20 protein-coding genes and 1 tRNA gene are annotated in these 21,908 nt (G+C 70.5%); 9 read left to right on the top strand and 12 right to left on the bottom strand.

Annotated elements, in window-relative coordinates; all coding sequences use genetic code 11:
- Positions 1-8: 8 nt before the first annotated feature.
- From IM778_RS06880 to IM778_RS06870, 3 genes are read right to left on the bottom strand one after another with little or no spacing between them, the layout of a single operon-like run.
- Positions 9-932, bottom strand: coding sequence for a type II secretion system F family protein (locus tag IM778_RS06880; protein WP_228484792.1), 924 nt, complete (start codon positions 930-932; stop codon positions 9-11).
- Between the two features lie 5 nt (positions 933-937).
- Complete coding sequence (locus tag IM778_RS06875; protein ID WP_194411288.1) at positions 938-1,795, bottom strand: type II secretion system F family protein; 858 nt, start codon at positions 1,793-1,795, stop codon at positions 938-940.
- Positions 1,792-2,940, bottom strand: a complete 1,149-nt coding sequence (locus IM778_RS06870) for a TadA family conjugal transfer-associated ATPase (RefSeq protein ID WP_194411287.1) — start codon at positions 2,938-2,940, stop codon at positions 1,792-1,794. Before IM778_RS06870 ends, IM778_RS06875 begins: the two co-directional genes overlap by 4 nt.
- Positions 2,941-3,043: 103 nt before the next feature.
- Here IM778_RS06870 and IM778_RS06865 point away from each other — a divergent pair, with 103 nt between their 5' ends.
- Both IM778_RS06865 and IM778_RS06860 read left to right on the top strand, forming a co-directional pair.
- Positions 3,044-3,256, top strand: coding sequence for a PLDc N-terminal domain-containing protein (locus IM778_RS06865; RefSeq protein WP_228484791.1), 213 nt, complete (start codon positions 3,044-3,046; stop codon positions 3,254-3,256).
- Between the two features lie 63 nt (positions 3,257-3,319).
- A tRNA-Leu gene (locus IM778_RS06860) sits at positions 3,320-3,401 on the top strand.
- Positions 3,402-3,614: 213 nt separating this feature from the next.
- Here the strand turns inward: IM778_RS06860 and IM778_RS06855 are convergent.
- Positions 3,615-5,084: an ATP-dependent nuclease gene (locus IM778_RS06855; protein WP_194411285.1), complete on the bottom strand. Its 1,470-nt coding sequence runs from the start codon at positions 5,082-5,084 to the stop codon at positions 3,615-3,617.
- 261 nt (positions 5,085-5,345) lie between these two features.
- Here IM778_RS06855 and IM778_RS06850 point away from each other — a divergent pair, with 261 nt between their 5' ends.
- On the top strand, positions 5,346-6,131 hold the full coding sequence (locus tag IM778_RS06850; protein ID WP_194411284.1) for a DedA family protein: 786 nt from the start codon (positions 5,346-5,348) through the stop codon (positions 6,129-6,131).
- 29 nt (positions 6,132-6,160) lie between these two features.
- Here IM778_RS06850 and ku read toward each other — a convergent pair whose 3' ends face one another.
- Positions 6,161-7,075 (bottom strand): non-homologous end joining protein Ku, encoded by a 915-nt coding sequence (gene ku, locus IM778_RS06845; protein WP_194411283.1) that lies wholly within the window; start codon positions 7,073-7,075, stop codon positions 6,161-6,163.
- A gap of 63 nt (positions 7,076-7,138) precedes the next feature.
- Between ku and IM778_RS06840 the strand changes: the two genes are divergently transcribed.
- On the top strand, positions 7,139-9,799 hold the full coding sequence (locus IM778_RS06840) for an ATP-dependent DNA ligase (protein WP_194411282.1): 2,661 nt from the start codon (positions 7,139-7,141) through the stop codon (positions 9,797-9,799).
- A gap of 137 nt (positions 9,800-9,936) precedes the next feature.
- Here IM778_RS06840 and IM778_RS06835 read toward each other — a convergent pair whose 3' ends face one another.
- Positions 9,937-10,848 (bottom strand): cation diffusion facilitator family transporter, encoded by a 912-nt coding sequence (locus tag IM778_RS06835; RefSeq protein ID WP_194411281.1) that lies wholly within the window; start codon positions 10,846-10,848, stop codon positions 9,937-9,939.
- Between the two features lie 103 nt (positions 10,849-10,951).
- Here IM778_RS06835 and IM778_RS06830 point away from each other — a divergent pair, with 103 nt between their 5' ends.
- Positions 10,952-12,580, top strand: a complete 1,629-nt coding sequence (locus IM778_RS06830) for a CocE/NonD family hydrolase (RefSeq protein ID WP_228484790.1) — start codon at positions 10,952-10,954, stop codon at positions 12,578-12,580.
- Between the two features lie 12 nt (positions 12,581-12,592).
- Here the strand turns inward: IM778_RS06830 and rdgB are convergent, their stop codons facing one another.
- From rdgB to murI, 3 genes are read right to left on the bottom strand one after another with little or no spacing between them, the layout of a single operon-like run.
- A complete protein-coding gene (rdgB, locus tag IM778_RS06825; protein ID WP_194411280.1) occupies positions 12,593-13,225 on the bottom strand; it encodes an RdgB/HAM1 family non-canonical purine NTP pyrophosphatase in 633 nt (210 codons plus the stop codon).
- A gap of 16 nt (positions 13,226-13,241) precedes the next feature.
- On the bottom strand, positions 13,242-13,997 hold the full coding sequence (rph, locus tag IM778_RS06820; protein ID WP_194411279.1) for a ribonuclease PH: 756 nt from the start codon (positions 13,995-13,997) through the stop codon (positions 13,242-13,244).
- A 29-nt stretch (positions 13,998-14,026) separates the two neighbouring features.
- Positions 14,027-14,878: a glutamate racemase gene (gene murI / locus IM778_RS06815; RefSeq protein WP_194411278.1), complete on the bottom strand. Its 852-nt coding sequence runs from the start codon at positions 14,876-14,878 to the stop codon at positions 14,027-14,029.
- A gap of 41 nt (positions 14,879-14,919) precedes the next feature.
- On the opposite strand from murI, the gene IM778_RS06810 reads away from it, so the two are divergent.
- The gene (locus IM778_RS06810) at positions 14,920-16,362 is read left to right on the top strand and encodes a nicotinate phosphoribosyltransferase (protein WP_194411277.1); all 1,443 of its coding nucleotides are present in this window, start codon (positions 14,920-14,922) and stop codon (positions 16,360-16,362) included.
- Between the two features lie 36 nt (positions 16,363-16,398).
- Here IM778_RS06810 and IM778_RS06805 read toward each other — a convergent pair whose 3' ends face one another.
- Genes IM778_RS06805 through IM778_RS06795 form a run of 3 tightly spaced genes read right to left on the bottom strand, consistent with a single transcriptional unit; the run spans position 16,399 to position 19,367 of the window.
- The gene (locus tag IM778_RS06805; protein WP_194411276.1) at positions 16,399-16,665 is read right to left on the bottom strand and encodes a DUF3039 domain-containing protein; all 267 of its coding nucleotides are present in this window, start codon (positions 16,663-16,665) and stop codon (positions 16,399-16,401) included.
- Positions 16,666-16,716: 51 nt separating this feature from the next.
- Positions 16,717-18,282: a hypothetical protein gene (locus tag IM778_RS06800; protein WP_194411275.1), complete on the bottom strand. Its 1,566-nt coding sequence runs from the start codon at positions 18,280-18,282 to the stop codon at positions 16,717-16,719.
- Positions 18,258-19,367 (bottom strand): ABC transporter ATP-binding protein, encoded by a 1,110-nt coding sequence (locus IM778_RS06795; protein WP_194411760.1) that lies wholly within the window; start codon positions 19,365-19,367, stop codon positions 18,258-18,260. Before IM778_RS06795 ends, IM778_RS06800 begins: the two co-directional genes overlap by 25 nt.
- A 426-nt stretch (positions 19,368-19,793) precedes the next feature.
- Between IM778_RS06795 and IM778_RS06790 the strand changes: the two genes are divergently transcribed.
- From IM778_RS06790 to IM778_RS06780, 3 genes are all read left to right on the top strand, one after another.
- Positions 19,794-20,486 carry a phosphocholine cytidylyltransferase family protein gene (locus tag IM778_RS06790; protein ID WP_194411274.1) on the top strand — a complete coding sequence of 231 codons (693 nt, stop codon included), beginning with the start codon at positions 19,794-19,796 and terminating at the stop codon, positions 20,484-20,486.
- 64 nt (positions 20,487-20,550) lie between these two features.
- Entirely contained in the window at positions 20,551-21,501 is a 951-nt protein-coding gene (locus IM778_RS06785; protein ID WP_194411273.1) for a hypothetical protein, read from the top strand.
- Positions 21,502-21,604: 103 nt separating this feature from the next.
- On the top strand, positions 21,605-21,907 hold the full coding sequence (locus tag IM778_RS06780; protein ID WP_194411272.1) for a hypothetical protein: 303 nt from the start codon (positions 21,605-21,607) through the stop codon (positions 21,905-21,907).
- Position 21,908 lies beyond the last annotated feature (1 nt).

The raw sequence follows: 21,908 nt of genomic DNA, 5'->3' as shown, positions 1-21,908 counted from the left end.
GACGGCGCTCAGAGCCAGCGAGCAGGCCCCCGAGCGTGGGCGCACGGGCCATGTGCAGTCCCCAGCAGAAAAGGTGTGAACCCACTCTTGCGTGGCACGAGCATGTAGATCTCTTTGCGTCCGGCTCGCTCGATGAGTCCTCGCTTGGCGTCCTCACGGGCATCGAGTGCCTGGGCGTGCAGCACGTGCGCGAGCGGGGCACCGCGGTCGAGGGCGGCGACGAGCTGGTCGACCGCGCGAGACAACGCGGGGACGTCGAGCCGGGCGGAGAGGCCGCTCAACGACTCCGACAGCGCCGAGCCGGTGCCGACGGCGACGACGACGCCGCGGAGCTCCGCGGTCAGATCGCCCGCGCCGATCTCGCTGACGCGGCGGAGGGAGTCCAGGATTCCCTCTCCGGCGGACAGGCAGAGCGCGAGGAACTCCAGGACCGTCGGGAGCTCGTCCTCGATGCGTGCGCTGCGCGCTCGAGCCGCACGCGTGAGCCATGCGTCGTATCCGAGCGCGGCGCCGACGGCTGCGAGCACCGGGACGAGACCGAGAGCGGGCGTGGCATTGCCTGCGAGCACGAGGATCACGACCAGCGCCCCGCCCGCGGCGAGACCGCCGATCGCCCAGGCGAGCTGGCGCGCGCGGAACTGCGCCGTGTCGATGGGCCAGGCGGCGCGGCGCAGGCGTCGGGTGAGTGCGTCGTCGCCACCGGCCATGCCTGCTAGCCGTCGCGCGACGGCGTGCCAGGTCGACCGCAGCTCGCGCCGGCCGCCCACGGTGACGTCGAGCCCCCGGCCGTCGGTCACGTCGCGGATGTACGGCGCGATGCGCCGGGCGAGACTGGGAGCGCCCCATCGCGGTGCGAGGGAGAAGAGCAGGCAGAGTCCGGCCCCGAGTGCCGTGCCGAGGACGACGGCATAGGCGACGTCGCTCGTGCCCATCGCGATCATCCGAACCACCGCCGCGGTTCGGGCAGCCGGCCGAGCCTGATCATGACGCGATAGGCGACGAACGACACTGCGGCGCCGGCCAGGATGAGCACGATTCCCGCGGGGCTGGCGTACGCCCGCGCCCCCTCGGGTCGCATCGCCAGGAGAGCGAGGATCACCCACGGGGCTGACACGCCCAGCACGGCAGCCCCGCGGATCCAGGACTGCCGCGACTCGACCTCGGCGCGCAGTGCGGCATCCGCGCGCACCGACGCTGCGAGCGCACGGAGGACCACGGTGATCTCGGTGCCGCCGACCTGTCGCGCCATCCGCAGAGTCTCGACGATGCGGTCGGCGATCGGGTCGGCCAGGGTCGCCTTCAGGCGCAGCGCAGACGAGTCGAAGTGGCCCGACGCGGTCATGTCTCGGGCGAACGCCGCGAACGCGGGCCGAAGCTCGGCGGGAGCCGAGTCGGCGAGGCTGCTCACCGCGTCGGGAAGCGACATCCCCGCCCGCACCGACGCGATCAGCAGATCGCACACGTCGGGCCACAGCCCGCGGCGGGTCCGCTGCAGCCGTGAACGGCGGGCTCGCAGCCACGCGAACGGCGCCGCGATGCCCGCGACGGCCGCGACAAGGCACAGGGCACCGACCGGCGCGATGAGCCACGCGACCGCGGCGGCCAGCGCACCGCAGCCGATGGCCACCGCGGTCACCGAGGTGACCGAGGAGCGCCCGAAGCCGGCCTCGGCTAGGAGCCGATGAACCCTCCCCGTGCTGCGCTCGGGGAGGCGGCGCGCACCGGCGGGCCAGAGCCACGGCGACGCCGTCAGCAGCAGCCCCGCAGCGAGGACCGCGCCCCACACGACGATCACGCGGCGTCCGCCCGGTAGATGGTCCGCGCCTCGATGACCCCGTCCGCCACGCCGGTGGGCGCGACGATCTCGACGACGCGGCGAGCGCCGGAGGGCGAGCGCTGGCAGTGTGCGACGAGTGACACCGATGACGCGACCGCCGGCAGCACGAAGGCGGCGTCGATGTTGCGTCCGGCCAGGAGAGGGAGCGCCGCGAGCTTGGCGAGCGCCTCGCGCGCCGAGTTGGCGTGGATGGTGGCGGCGCCGGGCACGCCGGTGTTGAGCGCGAGCAGCAGGTCGAGGGCCTCGGCGTCGCGCACCTCACCGACGACGAGGCGGTCGGGGCGCATGCGCAGCGCCTCCTTCACCAGCCGCCGCAGCGTGACCTCGCCCGTGCCCTCCAGGCTCGGCTGGCGGCCCTGCAGTGCGACCAGATCCGGCGCGGCCACCGCCAGCTCGAAGGTCTCCTCGACCGTGACGATGCGATGCTCGGGCGGGCAGGCGCCGATGAGCGCACCGAGAAGGGTGGTCTTGCCGGCATGCGTCGCGCCCGATACCAGCACCGAGCTGCCGGCAGCCATTGCGTCGCGGAGCAGCCGTGCCGCGTCGGGCGCGAGCGAGCCAGCTGCGACCAGCCGACCGAGGTCGCGATACGCGGGCAGGAACTTGCGGATGTTCACCGCCCAGTGCCGGCGTGTGATGTCGGGGATCACGACATGAAGACGAGACCCGTCGGGGAGCGACGCGTCGACGAACGGCTGCGAGAGGTCGACCCGGCGCCCCGTGGACTGCAGCATCCGCTCGACGAGGTCGCGCACGGCCGTGTCGGTGAGCACGAGCGGCGTCTGCTCCGGCACCCCGTCGCGCGCCACGAAGATGCGGTCGGGCGCGTTGATCCACAGCTCCTCGACCGTCGGATCGTCGAGGTAGGCCTGCAGCGGCCCGTACCCGACGACCGAGGCGAGCACCTCGCGCACGCACGCGGACTCGTCGTCGACCGGCGCCAGCCCTCGGGCGAGCGCGAAGTCGTTGTGCCGCCGCACCTCAGTCCGTGCGACCTGCGCCGCGAACTCGGGATCCCGCGACGGGTCCGACCGCTCCGCCCGCAGCCGCTCCCGTACGCGCTCGGCGACGATCGAGGCGACGGGCGCGGCGGAAAGGGACACCGAAGCATCCTCGCAACTCGGCGCTGCGGCATCCGGAAGTTATCCACAGATGCACAGGCCGGCCGTACGCGGCAGGATGGAGGGACCGACCGAAGGGACGACGATGACCAAGGCGAAGACCGACCTCTCCCCCGCGGCCAAGACCGGGCTGGGCCTGGCCGGCATCGTGCAGGTGGCGTTCGCGTTCCTGGCGTTCTGGGACCTCGCGCATCGCGACGCCCGGAGCGTGCGCGGCCCCAAGCCTGTGTGGATCCCGGTCATCCTCGTCAACTGGCTCGGACCCGCCAGCTACTTCCTGTTCGGCATCCGTCGCTGACACCCGTTCCGGGGGCTCACCCTACAGCTCCCGCGCAGGCGCGTCAGTAGACTGAACGGACTCGCGGGAGTGGTGAAACTGGCAGACACGCAGGATTTAGGTTCCTGTGCCTTCGGGCGTGTGGGTTCAAGTCCCACCTTCCGCACAGGTCATTTTCATTCCCTGATCAGGGATATTTTTCGACGGTCGCGCGTTTCTGGCCACATTTTGGACACATCTTCTGACGCTGGGAAGGTGGGATTTGTTCCCACATGCCCGAGCGCGTAGTTGGCAGCCCTAAGGGCGGGCCCCACTCAGGCGTCCTGCCGCCGGGTCGGCCGGCTACCGCGAACCTTGTACGGCATCTCTCTTCGAGCGATCAACTCTTCGCGGGGAGATGGTTAGCAATGGGTGCCAGGAATGACTCGATTTCATTCGGTCGCAGCTGGGCCCAAAGGCCGATGAACGCGTTCGCGACCACGAGTTCGGCGGTCAAATCAAGCTTCTCGCCGATCTGGCGGTAGATGATGTGCCGGTCCAAGTTCGTCAGGCCCGTTTCACGAACCACTTGCTTGACCCTGTCCTGTTGGTCCATGGGGAGATTCAGTGCCGCGGTCAGTTTTGCCGCCTGGTTGTCGAGATCACCGAGAACTACATCGAAGATGTGAGCTTCGGGGTCGCTATCCCCCGGCAATACGAAGATGAGCGAATCGGCGTCAACAGACTCCGCCTTGTCGCCGTCCAAGTACACGACGCTGGGGACGAGAGCGGTGGGATCGCCCCGTCTTGCTCGCTGAACTTTGATCGCCTGCTCCGCTCCTCCAAGCCCGTGGATCGCCACTGCGGCGAGGTCGACCCCTCGGTGACGCAAGCTCGTCGCGATTACAAGCTCAGCGAAGTTGTCCTCGGCGAAGATCGCGATCCGCGCCGGGATGGTCCCCGTGATTGCTCGCAAGGCTTCGATGTTGAGCGCGCCCTGCACTACCTCACCGTCGAAAGCCGCCCAGACCGCGCCTGGCGGGAGAGCCTCAAGCGCCTCTGAGGAGTGGGTAGTGAAGATCACCTGGCACTTCTTTCGGATAGCAACGCTCAGGAGGTAGTCGACAAGCCGCCGAATGGCTACCGGATGCAGGCCGTTCTCGATCTCCTCAATCAGAATCAGGCTGTTCTCCTCGGCTGCTTCAACCCCGGCCACGATGCGGATGATGCTTGCCTGGCCGGCTCCGAAGTGAAACTCGGTGTAGGACGTTCCCGTGTCGCTGTCCTGCGCCGCGTAGAGAGTCGCGCGAGTGGTTACGTCCAACTCGGAGTACCCATTCACCGCCTTACCAAGGATGGATTGCGTGGCTTCGATTACCTCAGGAGGCAGATTGGTCTCAGATACTGCTTTGAAGCTGCTCCCGCGCGCTAGCCGTAGATCGGACCGCTCGGTTGCCGGGACGGTGCGCGTAACGCCGAAGACCAACACATCGCGCGCGAAGGGCTTGCGATTCCACTTCGACGTTGGAAAGTTCACACTTCGGCGAATCTCCGACGCTGTGTCGACATCCTTGTCGATCACTCCGTGCTCGATCGACCACTTCACCATGCTTGAGTCGTAGCGGCCGCTCTTGGCGAAGAATCGCTCAGGCTTCACGTCCTTGTATGCGAGCGCCGCTGCCCCCAAGACCGTCGACTTGCCACCGCCGTTCGGTCCGATGATGGCAGTCACTGGGAAGTCGAAACGGACCTCCTTGTCGACGAACTGCCGCACCTTCCGAAGTACAACCCGGCGAAGATACTTGCCGTACGCCTGGCGGTTTACCTTGTCCGCGAGCCCCTGTAGGTCGTTCGGGCTGATCTCCGTCATGTGCCCGATGCTAGCGGGAAGGAGCTCCCCAACTCGGACGTCCGATCACACGACGCTGGGCAATGGTCGGCGTGGACACATTTTGGACACATCCGCACGCAAACCCACGTGATTCAGGGGTATCCATACGTATCCAACACCCTTGATTTTCCGCGAGTGTAGGCTATTTGCGCGGGCTGTAGTGGGGTTCAAGTCCCACCTTCCGCACGCGAGTTCTCGCATCCGCCGACCGCCGACGTACCGACCGACGGGAATCCCACCGTGCACGCAGTCCCCTCCGCCCTGATCCCCTGGCTCGACCCCGCCGCCATCATCGCGTGGGCCGGCCCCTGGGCGCTCGTCGTGGTGTGCTTCATCGTGTTCGCCGAGACCGGCCTGCTCGTCGGGTTCCTGCTTCCCGGTGACACGCTCCTGGTCATCGCGGGCCTGCTGTCGCACCCGCAGGACTACGCACCCAACGGGGTCTTCGGACTCAGCGTCTGGTGGGTCGCGCTGCTCATCGGGCTGGCGGCGTTCGTCGGGGGTGAGGTCGGCTACTACATCGGGCACAAGGGCGGTCCGGCGGTCTTCGAGCGCAAGGAGTCCGGGCTCTTCAGCGTCAAGAACGTCGAGCGCACCAACGCGTTCTTCGAGCGGTTCGGCGGCCTCACGATCATCCTGGCGCGCTTCGTGCCGATCGTCCGTACCTTCGCCCCCGTCGCTGCGGGCGTCGGCCACATGAACAAGTGGAAGTACACCCTCTACAACTTCATCGGCGCGGTCATCTGGGGCTTCGGCCTCACCATGTTCGGCTACGCCATCGGCTTCATCCCGCCCGTCGCCGACTTCGTCGAGAACTACATCGACCTGATCCTCCTCACCGCCGTCGGCGGCACCGCGATCGTGACGCTGTGGCACTACTTCCGCGAGCGCAGCAAGGCCAAGAAGGCGGCCGCGGCCGGTGAGGACGTCATCACCGACCACAGCGAGGCCGAGGCCCTGGTGCTCGACCCCGAGGTCTTCGACCGCGGCCCCGAGCACCACGAGGGCGGCGCGCCCAACGCCTGACCCGGTCGCGGCGGCCGGAGGAGCCTGCGTCAGGAGGCCTTCTTCTTCTTGGCGGCCGGCTTCTTGGCGGATGCCTTGCCCGTCGCCTTCTCGGCGGGCTCGGCATCCTTCTGCTTCGCGGTGCTCGTCGCGCCGCTCGTGCCACCGCCCTCGCGCGCCGCGCGGGACTTCTCGACGCTGGCGCGCAGCGCGGCCATGAGGTCGATGACCTCGCCGCCGGCCTCTTCCTCCTCGCGCTCGCCGAACGTCTCGGACGTGTCGACCGCGTCGCCCTTCTCGAGCTTCGCCTCGATGAGGGTGCGCAGCTCCTGCTGGTACTCGTCGGTGAACTCCTCCGGGTCGAAGTCGCTCGCGAAGCTCTCGACGAGGGATGCCGACAGCTCCAGCTCCTTCGCCGAGATGCGTACGCTCTCGTCGAGGGCGGGGAATGCCGCCTCGCGCACCTCGTCGGCCCACAGCAGCGTCTGGAGCACGAGCACATCGCCACGCACGCGCAGCGCGGCGAGGCGCGTCTTCTGCCGCAGCGAGAACCGCACGATCGCGGTGCGGTCGGTCTGCTCGAGCGTCTTGCGCAGCAGGACGTAGGCCTTGGGCGACGCGGAATCCGGTTCGAGGTAGTAGGCGCGGTCGAGCGTCAGCAGGTCGATCTGGTCGCTCGGCACGAACTCGACCACATCGATCTCGCGGCTGCGCTCCGCGGGGAGCGAGTCGAGGTCCTCCTTGGTGAGGACGACCGTGCGCTCACCGTCGTCGTACGCCTTGTCGATGTCTTGATAGGCGACCACCTCGCCGCAGACCTCGCACTTGCGCTGATAGCGGATGCGTCCGCCGTCCTTGTTGTGCACCTGATGCAATGACACGTCGTGGTCCTCGGTCGCGGCGTATACCTTGACCGGAACGTTCACGAGCCCGAACGTCAGTGCACCCTTCCAGATCGCCCTCACCACACCAGTACACACCTGTCACATGCCCCACGGCTACCCGGTGGCGGCTAATACTCTGGGCGCATGGCACGCGACGAGCAGCTGGTGCGGATCGGCGGCCGGCGTCTGCGCATCACGAACCTCGACAAGGTGCTGTATCCCGAGACCGGCACGACCAAGGGCGAGGTGATCGACTACTACACGCGCGCCGCCGAGGTACTCATCCCCCACGTGATCGGCCGGCCGGTCACCCGCAAGCGCTGGCCCGACGGCGTCGGCACCGCCGATGACCCCGGCATGGTCTTCTTCGCGAAGGACCTCGAGCGCGGGGCGCCCTCGTGGGTGCGACGGATGCCGATCCCCCACTCGACCGGCACCAAGGAGTATCCGCTGGTCGGCGACGTGCCGACGCTCGTCTACCTCGCCCAGGTCGCGAGTCTCGAGCTGCACGTCCCGCAGTGGCGGTTCGCCGCCGACGGCGGGCGCGGACCGGCCGACCGGCTCGTGCTCGACCTCGACCCGGGGCCCGGTGCGGGGCTGGCCGAATGCGCCGTCGTCGCCGGGTGGGCTCGCGCGATCCTGGAGGGCATGGGGCTCGAGCCGTATCCGGTCACGAGCGGTAGCAAAGGCATCCATCTGTACACCGCTCTTCCTCCCGGGCAGTCGACCGAGCAGGCGTCGGCGCTCGCGAACGAGCTCGCGCGGGCGATCGAGGCGGACCACCCCGACCTCGTCGTGAGCAGCATGAAGAAGGCCGAGCGCGGCGGCAAGGTGCTCATCGACTGGAGCCAGAACAACGGCTCGAAGACCACGATCGCGCCGTATTCGATGCGCGGGCGCCTGCACCCGACGGTGGCCGCACCCCGTACGTGGGACGAGCTCGACGACCCCGGCCTGCGGCACCTCGACTTCACCGAGGTGCTCGAGCGGATCGAGACCATCGGCGACCCGATGGCGGCGCTGGGCTTCCACGCCGGGGGCCGCGAGGCGGAGTCCGGGCCGCTGTCGGCATACATCGCCAAGCGCAGCGCCGACCGCACCCCCGAGCCGGTGCCCGCCAACCCGCTCGGCGCCACTCCGAGCGACGAGAGGCCGCGGTTCGTCATCCAGGAGCATCACGCGACGCGGCTGCACTGGGACTTCCGGCTCGAGCACGACGGCGTGCTGGTGAGCTGGGCGGTGCCGCGCGGAGTGCCGCACTCGTACAAGCGCAACAACCTCGCGGTGCAGACCGAGGACCACCCGATGGAGTACGCGACGTTCGAGGGCACGATCCCCGCCGGCGAGTACGGCGGCGGCACCGTGACGATCTGGGACGACGGGCGCTACGACCTCGAGAAGTGGCGCGACGACGAGATCATCGCGACGCTCGAGGGTCGCCCCGGCGGCCCGCTCGGACGCGTGCGGCTCGCGCTCATCCGCACCGAGGGCGAGGGCGAGAAGTCGAGCTGGCTGCTGCACCGCATGAAGACGGATGCCGAGGGCCGCTCCCAGCCCGACGGCATCCCCGTCGAGCCCAGCCCCCAGGCCGACGAGCCGCGGGGTCCCGCCGCCCGCCGCTCCGGCGCCGCAGGCCGCTCCGGCGCCGCAGGCCGCTCCGGCGCCGCAGGCCGCTCCGGCGCCGCAGGCCGCTCTCCGTCCTTTGTGAAAACAGGTGATCTGGCGGAGGCAGGACGATCCGGCGCCGATCGTCCTGCCTCCGCCAGATCTCCTGATCTCGACAACAGCGGGGCGACGGATGCCTCACCCCCTCGCACGGTGCTGGACCACGACTCGCTCCGCCCCATGCTGGCGACCTCGGCCGCTCCCGCCGGCGCGAAGGCGGCGGCCGCGCGGTGGGGCGAGCCGGCGTGGGTCGAGATGAAGTGGGACGGGATCCGCGCGGTCGGCGTGTGGGACGGCAGCCGGCTGCGGCTGTTCGCCCGCAGCGGCAACGAGGTCACCCATCGCTACCCCGAGCTGACCTCGGTCGACGCGGGCCTCGGGCACGAGCCGGCAGTCGTCGACGGCGAGCTCGTCGCGCTCGAGCCGGACGGGCGCCCGAGCTTCCCCCTGCTGCAGACCCGGATGAACCTCGAGCGTGCCGGCGACATCGCCCGCGAGGCGCGGCGCACGCCCGTGCGCTACTACCTCTTCGACGTGCTCTCGCACGACGGCGACGACCTCGCCGACCTGCCGCTGCGCGAGCGCCGGGATGTGCTCGAGGCGATCGCCGAGCCTGGGGGCGTGGGTGCCGTCGGCGTGCCGCCGGTCTTCGACGACGTGGATGCCGCGCTCGAGACCAGCTCGCAGCTGCGGCTGGAGGGAATCGTGGTGAAGGACCCGGCGTCGCGCTATCGACGGGGCGAGCGGTCGGAGTCCTGGCTCAAGGTCAAGCTCACGCGCACGCAGGAGGTCGTCATCGCGGGCATTCGACCCGGCAAGGGCGCGCGCAGCGGCACGTTGGGATCGCTGCTGCTGGGCATCCCCTCACCCGATGGGCTGCAGTACGCCGGGCGCGTGGGCAGCGGCTTCAGCGACTCGACCCTCGCCGCCCTCATGAAGAAGCTGCTGCCGCTGCGCACCGACGTGAATCCGCTGGTCGGCGTTCCGCCCCTCGACGCGCGCGACGCGCTGTGGGTCGAGCCGGCGCTCGTCGGCGAGGTGGAGTACGGCGAGTTCACGCCCGGCGGCATCCTCCGCCATCCCCGCTGGCGCGGCCTCCGCCCTGATAAGACCCCCGCCGACGTCCGCCGCGAGGACTGACGCCCCGCCCCTCCCCCGCCCCCACCGCCCTCCGGTCGTTGAGCGAGCGAAGCGAGACGAAACGCCCCCGCGCCGCCGATCGAGACGAAACGCCCCCCTCCCCGCCGATCGAGTAGCGAGGAACGAGCGTATCGAGATCACGCGTGCGCGTCGTGCTCGACGTGTCCGGCCGGTTCGAGCTGGAACGTCGAGTGCTCCACATCGAAATGCTGCGAGAGGCAGCTCTGCAGCTGGCTCAGGATGCCGGCCGCCCGGCCGTCACTGAGCGCGTCGGCGTCCACGACGACGTGCGCCGAGAACACCGGGGCACCGCGGGTCAGCTGCCACACGTGCACGTCGTGCACGTCGACGACGCCCGTGGTCGAGAGGATGTGGTCGCGGATCTCCTGCACGTGCGTGCCCTTCGGCGCCGACTCGGCGAGCACCGAGACCACTTCGCGCAGCAGTCCGATGGCACGCGGGATGATCATCGCGGCGATGAAGAGCGAGGCGATCGCGTCCGCCTGCGCCCACCCGGTCGCCACGATCACGATGGCGGCGACGATGACGGCCGCCGAGCCGATCAGGTCGCCCAGCACCTCCAGGTAGGCGCCGCGCACGTTGATGCTGTCGCGCTGCGCGGAACTGAGCAGCCACATCGCGACGGCGTTCGCGGTGAGACCGACGATCGCGACGATGAGCATGAGACCGCCGGCGACCTCGACATCGCCGGGGTCGATCAGCCGCATCACCGCCTCGATCGCGACCCACACCGAGAGCACGATGAGGATCACGCCGTTCACCAGTGCCCCGAAGACCTCGGCGCGCTGGTACCCGAAGGTGCGCCGGTCGTTGGCGGGCCGGGCCGCGACGATGCTCGCGAGGAGGGCGATCACGAGAGCCGCGGCATCCGTGAACATGTGCACGGCATCCGCCAGAAGCGCGAGCGATCCCGTCAGCAGCGCGCCGACGACCTGCACCACCATGACGACCGACGTGATCGCGAGAGAGATCGCGAGCAGCCGGCGGCTGCCGGCCGCGCGGATCCCGGATGGCGCGTGATCGTGCATGGGCCCAGGCTAAGCCCGCGATTCCCCGTCGCGGCGCCGATTGCGACACTCGGGAATGACTCTGATTCTCACTCGCGCCGCGGCGGGATGATAGCGTCGCGCCGTGACGGCGCCACCCCTCCGCATCGGCGCGACCGATCGCCCGTGGCGGCGCAGCGGATCGGTCGGGTACGCGATCGAGCGCGTTCGACGGATGCTGCGACCCCCGGTCACGGTGAACCCCATGAGCGCGGACATCCGCGTCGAGCGCGACGTCGAGATCCCGATGCGCGATGGCACGATCCTGCGCGCGAACGTGTACCTGCCGGCGGACGGCGCTCGGGTCCCGGCGATCCTGTGCGCTCATCCTTACGGCAAGGACGCGCTCCCCCGCCGCACCCGCTTCGGCTACCGCCTCAACCCCCAGTTCCGGATCCTGCGGCAGACGGCCCCCATCCGCATCTCGGACGAGACGGGCTGGGAGGCGCCCGATCCGGACTGGTGGGTGCGGCGCGGATTCGCGGTCGTCAACCTCGACGTCCGCGGCGCGGGCCGCTCCGACGGCGTCGGCTCGCTCCTGAGCGATGCCGAGGCCGAAGACGTCTACGACGCGATCGAGTGGCTCGCCGAGCGGGAATGGTGCACCGGCGCCGTCGGGATGCTCGGCGTGTCGTACCTCGCGATCTCGCAGTACAAGGTGGCCGCGATGCGGCCTCCCCACCTCGCCGCCATCGTGCCGTGGGAGGGCTTCACCGACGCGTACCGCGACTTCTTCTACCCAGGCGGGGTGCGCGAGATCGGGTTCTCACGACTGTGGACGACGCTGGTGCGCCGCTCGACCCGCATGTCGCCCGACCTCGGAGCGGAAGCGGCGGCGCGTCCCGACGACGACGCCTGGTGGCGCTCGCTGGCGCCCGATCTCGAGCGGATCGAGACGCCCCTGCTCGTGTGCGGCAGCTTCTCCGACGCCAACCTGCACACGCGGGGCAGCTTCCGCGCGTTCGCGCGTGCCGCCTCACCCGATCGTCATCTCTTCACGCACCGCGGCGGCAAGTGGGCGACGTTCTACGGCGAGGAGGCGAAAGCCGCCCAGCTCGCCTTCCTCAACACGCATCTCAAGGGCCGAGCGCACGACCTGCCGCGCGTGCGGCTCGAGGTGCGCGAGCGCGGCGACCGCATCGAGAGCGTGCGGCACGAGCAGCAGTGGCCTCCCCCAGGCCGGCGGATGGCTCTGCAGCTGCACGCGGACGGCCGGCTCGACGAGACCTCACCGACCCGCGAGAGCGCGGTGGCGTTCCGCAGCCGCCGGGCCGCCCGCTACTCGTGGACCTTCGAGGAAGACACCGAGATCAGCGGCGACGCAACGGTACAGCTGTGGGTGAGCGCCGCGTCGGCGGGGCCGGTGTCGCTGTTCGCAGGACTGTCGAAGTGGACCGCGGGCCGCTTCGTGCCGTTCGAGGGCTCGTACGGCTTCGGCCGCGACTTCGTCACGACAGGCTTCCAGCGGGTCGCCCTCGACGCGGAGCCGCGCCTCGTCGAGGTCGCCTTCGCGCCATCGGCGACGTTCTTCCGCGCCGGCGACGAGCTGCGGCTGCACGTGTCCGGCCGCCAGCTCTCGCCCCGGAACCCGCTGTGGGGCGCCTTCCCCGCGCTCTACCGGTCGAGTCGCCGCGTCACGTGCACGCTGCACTCCGGGCCCCGTCACCAGCAGGTGCTGGAGCTGCCGCGGGCGATCCGCGGCGAGGTGCGCTGACGCCGCCGGCGCTCAGAGCACCGCGAGGAGCGGCGCGAGCGCAGCGAACGCGCGGGACCGATGGGATGCCGCGTTCTTCTCGTCCGCGGTCCACTCTCCGACCGTGCGTTCGGCGCCTTCGGGCTGTCCGTCCGGGATGAAGACGGGGTCGTAGCCGAACCCGCCGCCGCCCGACGCGGCGGTCGCCAGGCGACCGGGCCAGACGCCCTGTACGACGTGCTCCTCGGCGCGCGAGCCCGCCGCAGGCGGCACGACGAGCGCGATCGTCGAGACGAACTGCGCGGTGCGATGCGGATCACGGATGTCGGCGAGCTGATCGAGCAGCAGATTCAGGTTCGCCGCGGCATCCTTCGCGTGACCGGCCCAGAATGCCGAGAAGACCCCCGGGGCGCCGCCGAGCACGTCCACGCAGATGCCCGAGTCGTCCGCGAGGGCGGGCAGGCCGGTGTGCGCCGCAGCCGCACGGGCCTTGATCAGCGCGTTCTCGGCGAAGGTCACACCGTCCTCGACCGGCTCCGGTCCGTCGTACCCGATCACCTCGAGGTCTGGCCGCGTCGCCGCGACGATCGCCTGGAACTCCTCGACCTTGTGGGGGTTGTGGGTCGCGAGCACGATGCGGCGTGCCGAGTCGCTACGCTCCGTCAAGACCGGCTCCCCTCCGTCACTGACCCGCGGAGTCGGAGGCAGGGGCGAGCGCGGCGGCCTGGTGGTCGCGCAGCTGCGCGCACCCGTTCACGCCGAGCTCCACCAGCGCGTCGAGCTCGCGCTTGTCGAACGGTGCGCCTTCGGCGGTGCCCTGCACCTCGACGAACAGACCGCGCCCGGTGACGACGACGTTCATGTCGGTCTCGGCGCGCACATCCTCGACGTACGCCAGGTCGAGCATCGGCTCGCCGTCGACGATGCCCACCGAGACCGCCGAGACCGAGTCGAAGAGCACCTGCGCCTTCTGCCCGATGAACTTCCTGCCCCGGCCCCATTCGATGGCGTCGGCGAGCGCGACGTACGCACCGGTGATCGCGGCCGTGCGCGTACCCCCGTCGGCCTGCAGCACATCGCAGTCGATGACGATGGTGTTCTCGCCCAGCGCCTTGGTGTCGACGACCGCGCGCAGCGCGCGCCCGATGAGCCGCGAGATCTCGTGGGTGCGGCCGCCGATGCGGCCCTTGACGCTCTCGCGGTCGTTGCGCTCATTCGTCGCGCGCGGCAGCATCGCGTACTCCGCGGTGACCCAGCCCTTGCCCTTGCCGACGAGCCAGCGCGGCACGCCGTTGGTGAACGACGCCGTGCAGAGCACCTTGGTGCCGCCGTACGAGATGAGGGCGGAGCCCTCGGCCTGACTCGACCATCCTCTCTCGATCGTGATGGGTCGCAGCTGGTCGACGCTGCGGCCGTCGGCGCGGACGATGTCGGTCATTCGGTTCTCCTCCGGGGGGGACGGATGCCTCAGCCGAGGCGGGACGGAAGGTCGATGGCTCCGGTCTGCACGAGCCGCACCGAGCTCACCTCGCGGCCCATGAGTCGGTGGGCCAGGTTCAGGAACTCGTCGGCGGACGCGCCGGTGGCTTCGTAGACGTGGCGGGCCTCGGCATCCGGACCCGCGAGGAGGTTGCGGGAGACCAGCTGACGGTAGACGTCCTTCGCCGTCTCGGTGTCACTCGAGACGAGGCTGACGTCGGGGCCCATGACATAGCTGATGGCGCCCTCGAGGAACGGGTAGTGGGTGCAGCCGAGCACGACCGTGTCGACGCCGGCGTGGCGGAGGGGTGCGAGGTACTCCTCGGCGACCGCGAGCACTTCGGGCGAGTCGGTGACGCCGTCCTCGACGAACTCGACGAACCTCGGGCACGCCTGCGCGAACACGGTGAGCCGCTCGTTCACGCCGAGCATGTCCTGGTACGCACCGGATCCGATCGTCCCCGCGGTGCCGATGACGCCCACGCGCCCGTTGCGCGTCGTCGACATCGCGGTGCGGACGGCGGGGCCGATCACCTCGACCACGGGCACGCTGTAACGCTCGCGCGCGTCGCGCAGCATCGCCGACGACGCCGTGTTGCACGCGATCACGAGCATCTTCACGCCCTGGTCGACGAGCGTGTCGAGGATCTCGAGCGAGTAGCGCCGGACGTCCGCGATGGGCTTCGGCCCGTAGGGCGAGCGCGCCGTGTCACCGATGTAGAGGATCGACTCGCGCGGCAGCTGGGCCGAGATCGCGCGTGCGACGGTGAGCCCGCCGACACCGGAGTCGAAGATCCCGATCGGCGCGTCGGCGCCGAATTGAGCCTGCCCCTGGGTCACGATGCCCCAGCCTACGCCAGCCGCTCACTAGGCTGACCCGCATGACCCTTCGACAGGCTCAGGACGGCGCCCTTCGACAGGCTCAGGACGGCGCCCTTCGACAGGCTCAGGACGGCGCCCTTCGACAGGCTCAGGACGGCGCCCCCGCGGGCGCGCGCGCCGGCTCGTCCACCGCTCTGCTCACCGACCGCTACGAGCTCACCATGGTGGACGCCGCGCTGCGGGACGGCACCGCCGAGCGCCGGTGCGTCTTCGAGCTGTTCGGACGCCGCCTCCCGGGCGGGCGTCGCTTCGGCGTCGTCGCCGGCACCGGCCGCCTTCTCGAGCTGATCCGCGACTTCCGCTTCGGCGACGACGAGCTCCGCTTCCTCCGCGACGAGCACGTGGTGGATGCCGCGACCCTCGACTTCCTGGAGGGCTATCGCTTCACCGGCTCGATCACCGGCTACCGCGAGGGCGAGCTGTACTTCCCGGGCTCCCCCATCCTCACCGTCGAGGGCACGTTCGCCGAGGCGGTGATCCTCGAGACGCTGGCGCTGAGCGTCCTCAACCACGACTCCGCGGTGGCCACCGCTGCGGCCCGCATGAGCATCGCCGCCGGCGACCGGCCGCTCGCCGAGATGGGCTCCCGCCGGGCCGCCGAGTCCTCGGCCGTCGCGGCCGCGCGTGCGGCGCACATCGCCGGCTTCGGAGCGACGTCGAATCTCGAGGCGGGAAGGCGCTGGGGCATCCCCACGATGGGGACCGCCGCGCACTCCTGGACGCTGCTCCACGACTCCGAGGAGTCGGCCTTTCGCGCCCAGGTCGTAGCCCTCGGCGTCGGGACCACGCTGCTCATCGACACGTACGACATCCGGACGGGCGTCGACACCGCCGTCCGCGTCGCCGGGACCGAGCTCGGCGGCGTCCGCATCGACTCGGGCGACCTTCCGACGGTGGCTGCCGAGGTCCGTGCGCGACTCGACGAGCTCGGCGCCACCGGTACGCGCATTACTGTGACGAGCGACCTGGACGAGTACGCGATCGCGGCGCTCGCGGCATCCCCCGTCGATTCGTACGGTGTGGGCACGTCGGTCGTGACGGGCTCGGGAGCCCCGACCGCGGGCATGGTCTACAAGCTGGTGGCACGCCAGGATGCGGCCGGCGGCTGGGTCGCCGTCGCGAAGGCCTCCACCGACAAGGGCTCGACGGGCGGCCGCAAGGCCGCGTTCCGCACGCTCGACCACGGGACCGCGACCAGTGAGCTGATCGTGGTGTCGGACGGCTTCGAAGAGCTCGACACCGCGGCCTCGCATCCGGAGGCACGTGGGCTGCAGGTGCCCCTCGTCGTCGACGGCGAGCCGGATGCCGCGTACGAGGGCACTGCGGGCGTCGAGGCCGCTCGGGCCCATCACGCACGCGTGCGCGAAGAACTGCCGGTGCGCGGACTCGCGCTCAGCCGCTCGGATCCCGCGATCCCCACCGTCTACGCCGACGCGGAGTGAGCCGGCGGAGTCAGGTGCGGGTCTGCGCGTCGGAGGTCAGGCGCCCAGCGACTCGTAGATCTCTTTGCAGGTGGGACAGACCGGGAACTTCTCGGGGTCGCGACCCGGCGTCCACTTCTTTCCGCACAGCGCGCGCACCGGCTTGCCGGTGATCGCCGACTCGAGGATCTTGTCCTTCTTCACGTAGTGCGAGAAACGCTCGTGGTCGCCCGGCTCGATGTTCTCCTCGCGGATGAGCTCTTCGAGCTCACGGTCGAGGGTCGCAAGGCCACCCTGATCCGGGCTGTCGAGAGGGGTGCTCATGGAGAGCCAGTGTAGTCGCGCGGCCGGCCTATCGGGCAGCTGCGGCGGGCATCAGGTGGACTCCGCGAACTCCATGAGCCGGCCTCCGCGCCGCTCGAACAGCACCGCCCCCACGACGACTCCCCCCACCAGCACGCCGCCGCCGATCGCGAGCCCGCCCCACAGTGCGGTGGACGCGGCGTCCGCGTCGCCCTGCAGCGCCTGCCAGGCCCACCACACCACGGGTGACGAAGCCACGAGGACGCCGAGCATCACGAGGCCTTGCGAGGCGGCGCCGCGCGAGGTGGTGCGCTGCGGCTGCTGGAACGGGCTCTCGCCCGGGCGCGACACCGCATACGGGGCGACCACGGACGAGATGCTCGACAGGCCGAGACCGGCGAGGAAGAGCGCCGCGCAGACACCGGCCAGGGCCGGCAGCATCGCCCAGCGCCCGTGAACCGTGATCGCGACAGGAGCCGCCACAGCCAGCAGCGGAACGCCGATGAGCAGCACCGGCACGAGCCGCCCCACGCGGTCGGAGACGCCCCGCGTGCCGCTGGCGATGTGCATCCAGATCGCCGTCGAGTCGTACGCGACGTCGTTGTGCGGCAGCCAGCCGAGGAACAGCGCCACGAACGGCACCGGAACGAGGGCCGCGAGCTCCAGCGGCACACCCGCGACGAGGAGCGGGATCACCGTGACGATCGCCGCGACCGGGATGATCAGCGCGTTCACGACATAACGGCGATCGCCGAACCAGTACATGAGGCTCCGCGCGGCGATCGCACCGCCGGGCGTCCCCGGTGCCACGGCGAACCATCCGAGCCCGCCGCGCTCGCGGACGGCCACGGGACGCTCGGTCGTGGTGAGCAGCCGCTTGACCGCCCAGGCCCACAGCAGCGCGAGCACCACGACGGTCGCGACGGCCACGACAGCGGGAAGCCCGGCGTCGGCACCGGCGGCCACGCGGCCCGGCAGCGCCCACGACGCGCCGAGCGGCGTGACCGCCAGGGCCGACACGGCTTCGAGCAGCTGCGGCGGCACCGCCCGCCGCCATTCGAGGGAGGCGAGGAACACGCCGACCGGCACCACGACGACGAGCATCACCAGCACGAACACACCCGAGAGCTCGCGCGAGCGGCGGTCGCGCAGGAAGAGGGCCGCAAGCGCCATGCACACGCGCGCAAGCAGGGAGCATGTCAGGATGCCGAGCACGATGCCGCTCGCCGCGACCGCCGGCGGCACGCCGTGATCCACCCAGACGATCGCGGCGCACACCGAGACCGCGCTCAGCACCATCATCGGGACGCTGATCAGACCGACCCCCGCGAGGACGCCCGCGAGGCGGCCCCGGCTCAGCCCGAACAGCGCGAACCGGCGCGGGTCGAGGGGGTCGTCGGCACCCGCGATGAGCGGCGCGAGGGCGAAGCCGAGGGTCACCGCGGAACCGCCGAGCACCGTCACGGCGAGGACCGCGTCGGGATCGGCATCCCGCATGCTCAGCAGCGCCCAGCAGGCGGCGACGGTGGCCGCCGCCAGCACCACGAGCGCGGCGGAGACGCGCACGACATGACGGACGCCGCCGCGAAGCGCGCCGAAGAGCAGCGCAAGCCTCAGTCGGAGAACGTGTGCAGCCACTCGAGCCCCTCCACGTCGCTGAGGCCGCCGGCCAGCTCCACGAAGCGCTGCTCGAGGGTCAGCTCGCCGCGGACCTCGTCGACCGTGCCTTCGGCGAGCACCTGGCCGGCGACGATCACCGCGACGCGCGAGCAGACGCGCTCGACGAGCTCCATGCCGTGGCTGGACAGGATCACCGTGCCCCCGTGCGCCACGTACGTCGAGAGGATGTCGAGGATGACGGCGCTCGACACCGGGTCGACCGCTTCGAACGGCTCGTCCAGCACCAGCAGCCGCGGGGAGTGGATGAGAGCACCCGCGAGCATGACCTTCTTGAGCATGCCCGCCGAGTAGTCCGAGACGCTCCGCCCGAGCGCCTCCTCGAGGTCGAAAGCCCGCGCGAGGTCGGCCGTGCGGCTCTCGACCACCGCCGGCGGCAGTCCGCGGAGCACGCCGTAGTAGTACAGCAGCTGCCGGCCGGTGAGCCGGTCGAACGTCCGCAGCCGGTCTGGCAGCACGCCCATGAGCTTCTTGGCCGCGCGCGGCGTCGCCGCCGTGTCGACCCCGCCGACGCGGATCGTGCCGCGGTCGGGGTCCAGCAGGCCCGCGATCATCGACAGCGTCGTCGTCTTTCCGGCACCGTTGGGCCCGACGAGGCCGTAGAACGTGCCCGCGGGCACCGTGAGGTCGATGCCTTCGACCGCGTGCGTGCTGCCGAACCGCTTGGTCACGCCGCGCAGCACCAGCGCGTCGCCCCCGGTGCCCGGTGACGGCGCAGGCACCGGCACGCGCACGGCGCGCGGCGCCGCCGCCCGGGGAGACTCCGGCGCCGCGACAGGCGTCTCGGGTTCGGCGACGGGGAACACGGTGACCAGAGCCTCGGGCTCGGCGACGGAGGCCTCGGATGCCGGGGCCTCAGGCTCGGCGACCCGGGCCTCAGGCTCGGCGACCGGGGCCTCAGGCTCGGCGGCGGGGGCCTCGGATGCCGGGGCCTCAGGCTCGGCGACGGGTTCAGCGGCCGCAGGCTCGGTGCGCGGCAGCGGCGGCTTGGGCGGAACGACGATGTCGGCGGCGACGCTGGCCACGACCTCGAGATCGCTCGGAATCGGAGGCGGCGGCCCGGGATCGGCCGACGATGCGGGTGACGTCTCGGACGCCTCGCCGCGCTGCGCAGCGGACGGGTCGGAGACGGGCTGCTTGGCCTTCGACTTGCGCGGCTGCCGGGGCTTCTTCGGCTTCGGCGACGGGGCCGGAGAGATCGGCACGACGCGCGGGCTCGCGTGACCGTCCGGCTCTTCCGGATCGATCTCGTTCGGCACCGGGAGGGAGGCTGTCACCAAACCAACGTACCAAGCGCCCCTCGACGCGACGTCGTCCGTACGGCTGAGTCTCAGCATCCGCGTTATGTCACGAAACGGCAACGCCGCCCCGATATCCTGCGCGTTCTCAGCCGTCATCGATACCATGAGGTCGGCACGAAGGGGTGTCTCGTCGGTGAATTGCCGGTGAACCACGCACTTCAGGAGCAGACTTTGACCCTTCAGACCGTCATCCTCGCGGCCGGAATGGGCTCGCGGCTGGGCCGTAGCCTCCCCAAGCCCTTGACCGAGCTCAGCGACGGCCGCAGCATCATGCAGCAGCAGCACGACAACATCCGTGCGGCGTTCGGCGACGACGCCCGCATCACCACCGTGGTGGGCTACCGCGCCGAGACGATCGTGGAGGCCTTCCCCGACGTCAGTTACGTCTACAACGACCGCTACGACCAGACGAACACGTCGAAGAGCCTCCTGCGCGCGCTGGCCAACACCGGCAAGGGCGGCGTGCTCTGGATGAACGGCGACGTCGTCTTCGACCCGCGCGTGCTCGGCCGTGCGATCGAGCTCATCGAGCGCGACCAGTCCTTCGTGACCGTCAACACCTCGAAGGTCAGCGACGAAGAGGTCAAGTACACCGTCACGCCGGGGGGCCACATCAAGGAGCTCTCGAAGACCGTCAAGGGCGGCATCGGCGAGGCTGTGGGCATCAACTACATCTCGAGCCGCGACAAGAAGGCGTTCATGCGCCAGCTGACGCGCGTCGACGACCAGGACTACTTCGAGCGCGGTCTCGAGCTCGCGATCGCCGAGGACGGCCTGCTGCTGGAGCCCCTCGACATCTCCGACCTCTACGCGGTCGAGGTCGACTTCGCCGAGGATCTCGAGCGCGCCAACCTGTTCGTCTGACCTGATCCGCACCTCCTGTCAACCCTGAGCGAGGCCTCAGGGTCGGGCGCATAGGATCGGCGCGATGGCCGACAAAGTGCACCGGATCCACACCCTGCCCGAGGGCGCGCCCTGGCAGGGCGGGCTTCCTCCTGCGGGTTCCGAAGAGCACCCGTTCACGATCCGGGCCCTCGACCGTGTGCTCGCGATCCAGCGTCCGGTCGTGATCGCGCACCTGCGCAGCATCCGCCTGAGGCATCCGGACGCCTCGCCCGCCGAAATCGTGCGGATCCTCGAGCGCCGCTATCTCGCCGCCGTCACGACGGGCGGTGCGGCGGTGGGGGCGACGGCAGTGGTCCCGGGCATCGGGACCGGCGTCACACTCGCCCTGAGCGGTGTCGAGACGGTGGCATTCCTCGAGGCGACCGCGCTGTTCACGCAGTCGGTCACCGAAGTGCACGGCATCCCCGTCGCCGATCCCGATCGCGCTCGCGCACTCGTCCTCACCTTGATGCTCGGCAAGGAGGGCGTCGATCTCGTGGCGCAACTGGCCGATCAGGCCGCAGGACGAGGTCCTGCGCGTTCGACCTATTGGGGCGAGCTCATCACCAAGACGCTTCCGCGCGCCGCCGTCGGACCCCTCGTCGACCGGCTCAAGTCGGCGTTCATCCGTCAGTTCGCGGCCCGCGGCGGCGCATCGTGGCTCGGCAAGGCCCTTCCGTTCGGAATCGGCGCCGCGATCGGCGGTGCCGGGAACAACATCCTCGGCCGACGCGTGCTCGTCGGCTCTCGGCGTGCGTTCGGAGCCACGCCGGAGTCGCTGCCGCCCGAGCTCGAGCCCCGGCCGGACGCCGAACGCCTGGAACGGCTCGCCGGACGCGGCCTCCGCCGCGCCGGCCAGGCGCTCGTCGGCGGCGTGACGCGAGGCGCCGCGACCGTGGGCAGGGTCGCCCGCCGCAAGAACCGTGAGATCGAGCCGGTGCCGGACGAGGCCCCCGAGGTCCCTGCCGCGGCCGGGCCCCCGCCCGAGGTCTGAGTCTCCTCCCCAGGAGGCGTCCGCGACGGAGTTCGCACAGGTCCGCCACGATGCCCGCGTGAGGGCGGTCTGCGCGTCCGACACCACGCCTAGCGTCTCGCGCATGCTCCGCGCGCTCGATCCCGACGAACCCCGCCCGCCCCTCGCCTATCGCGTGCCGTGGCGAGTCGATCGCATCTACGACCGGCATCCGCTCATCACGAATGCGAGCGCTCTGCCGCTCGACTTCGTGCGGGTGTTCGTCGACGGCGGCGGTGCGTCGACGACGGAGCACTGGGGTCAGATGACGCCCGGCGACACCGCGGAGGTCTGCTTGTGCGATGCCGATCCGGACGACGCCGTCGTGACGCTCGCGTGGTTTCACCCCGAGGACGGAAACGAGTACTTGTGGCGCTTCGTGATGTGAC

This window comes from Microbacterium cremeum, from assembly GCF_015277855.1.
GTDB classification, from domain to species: domain Bacteria; phylum Actinomycetota; class Actinomycetes; order Actinomycetales; family Microbacteriaceae; genus Microbacterium; species Microbacterium cremeum.
This window is presented reverse-complemented; position numbering and strand designations above follow the sequence as displayed.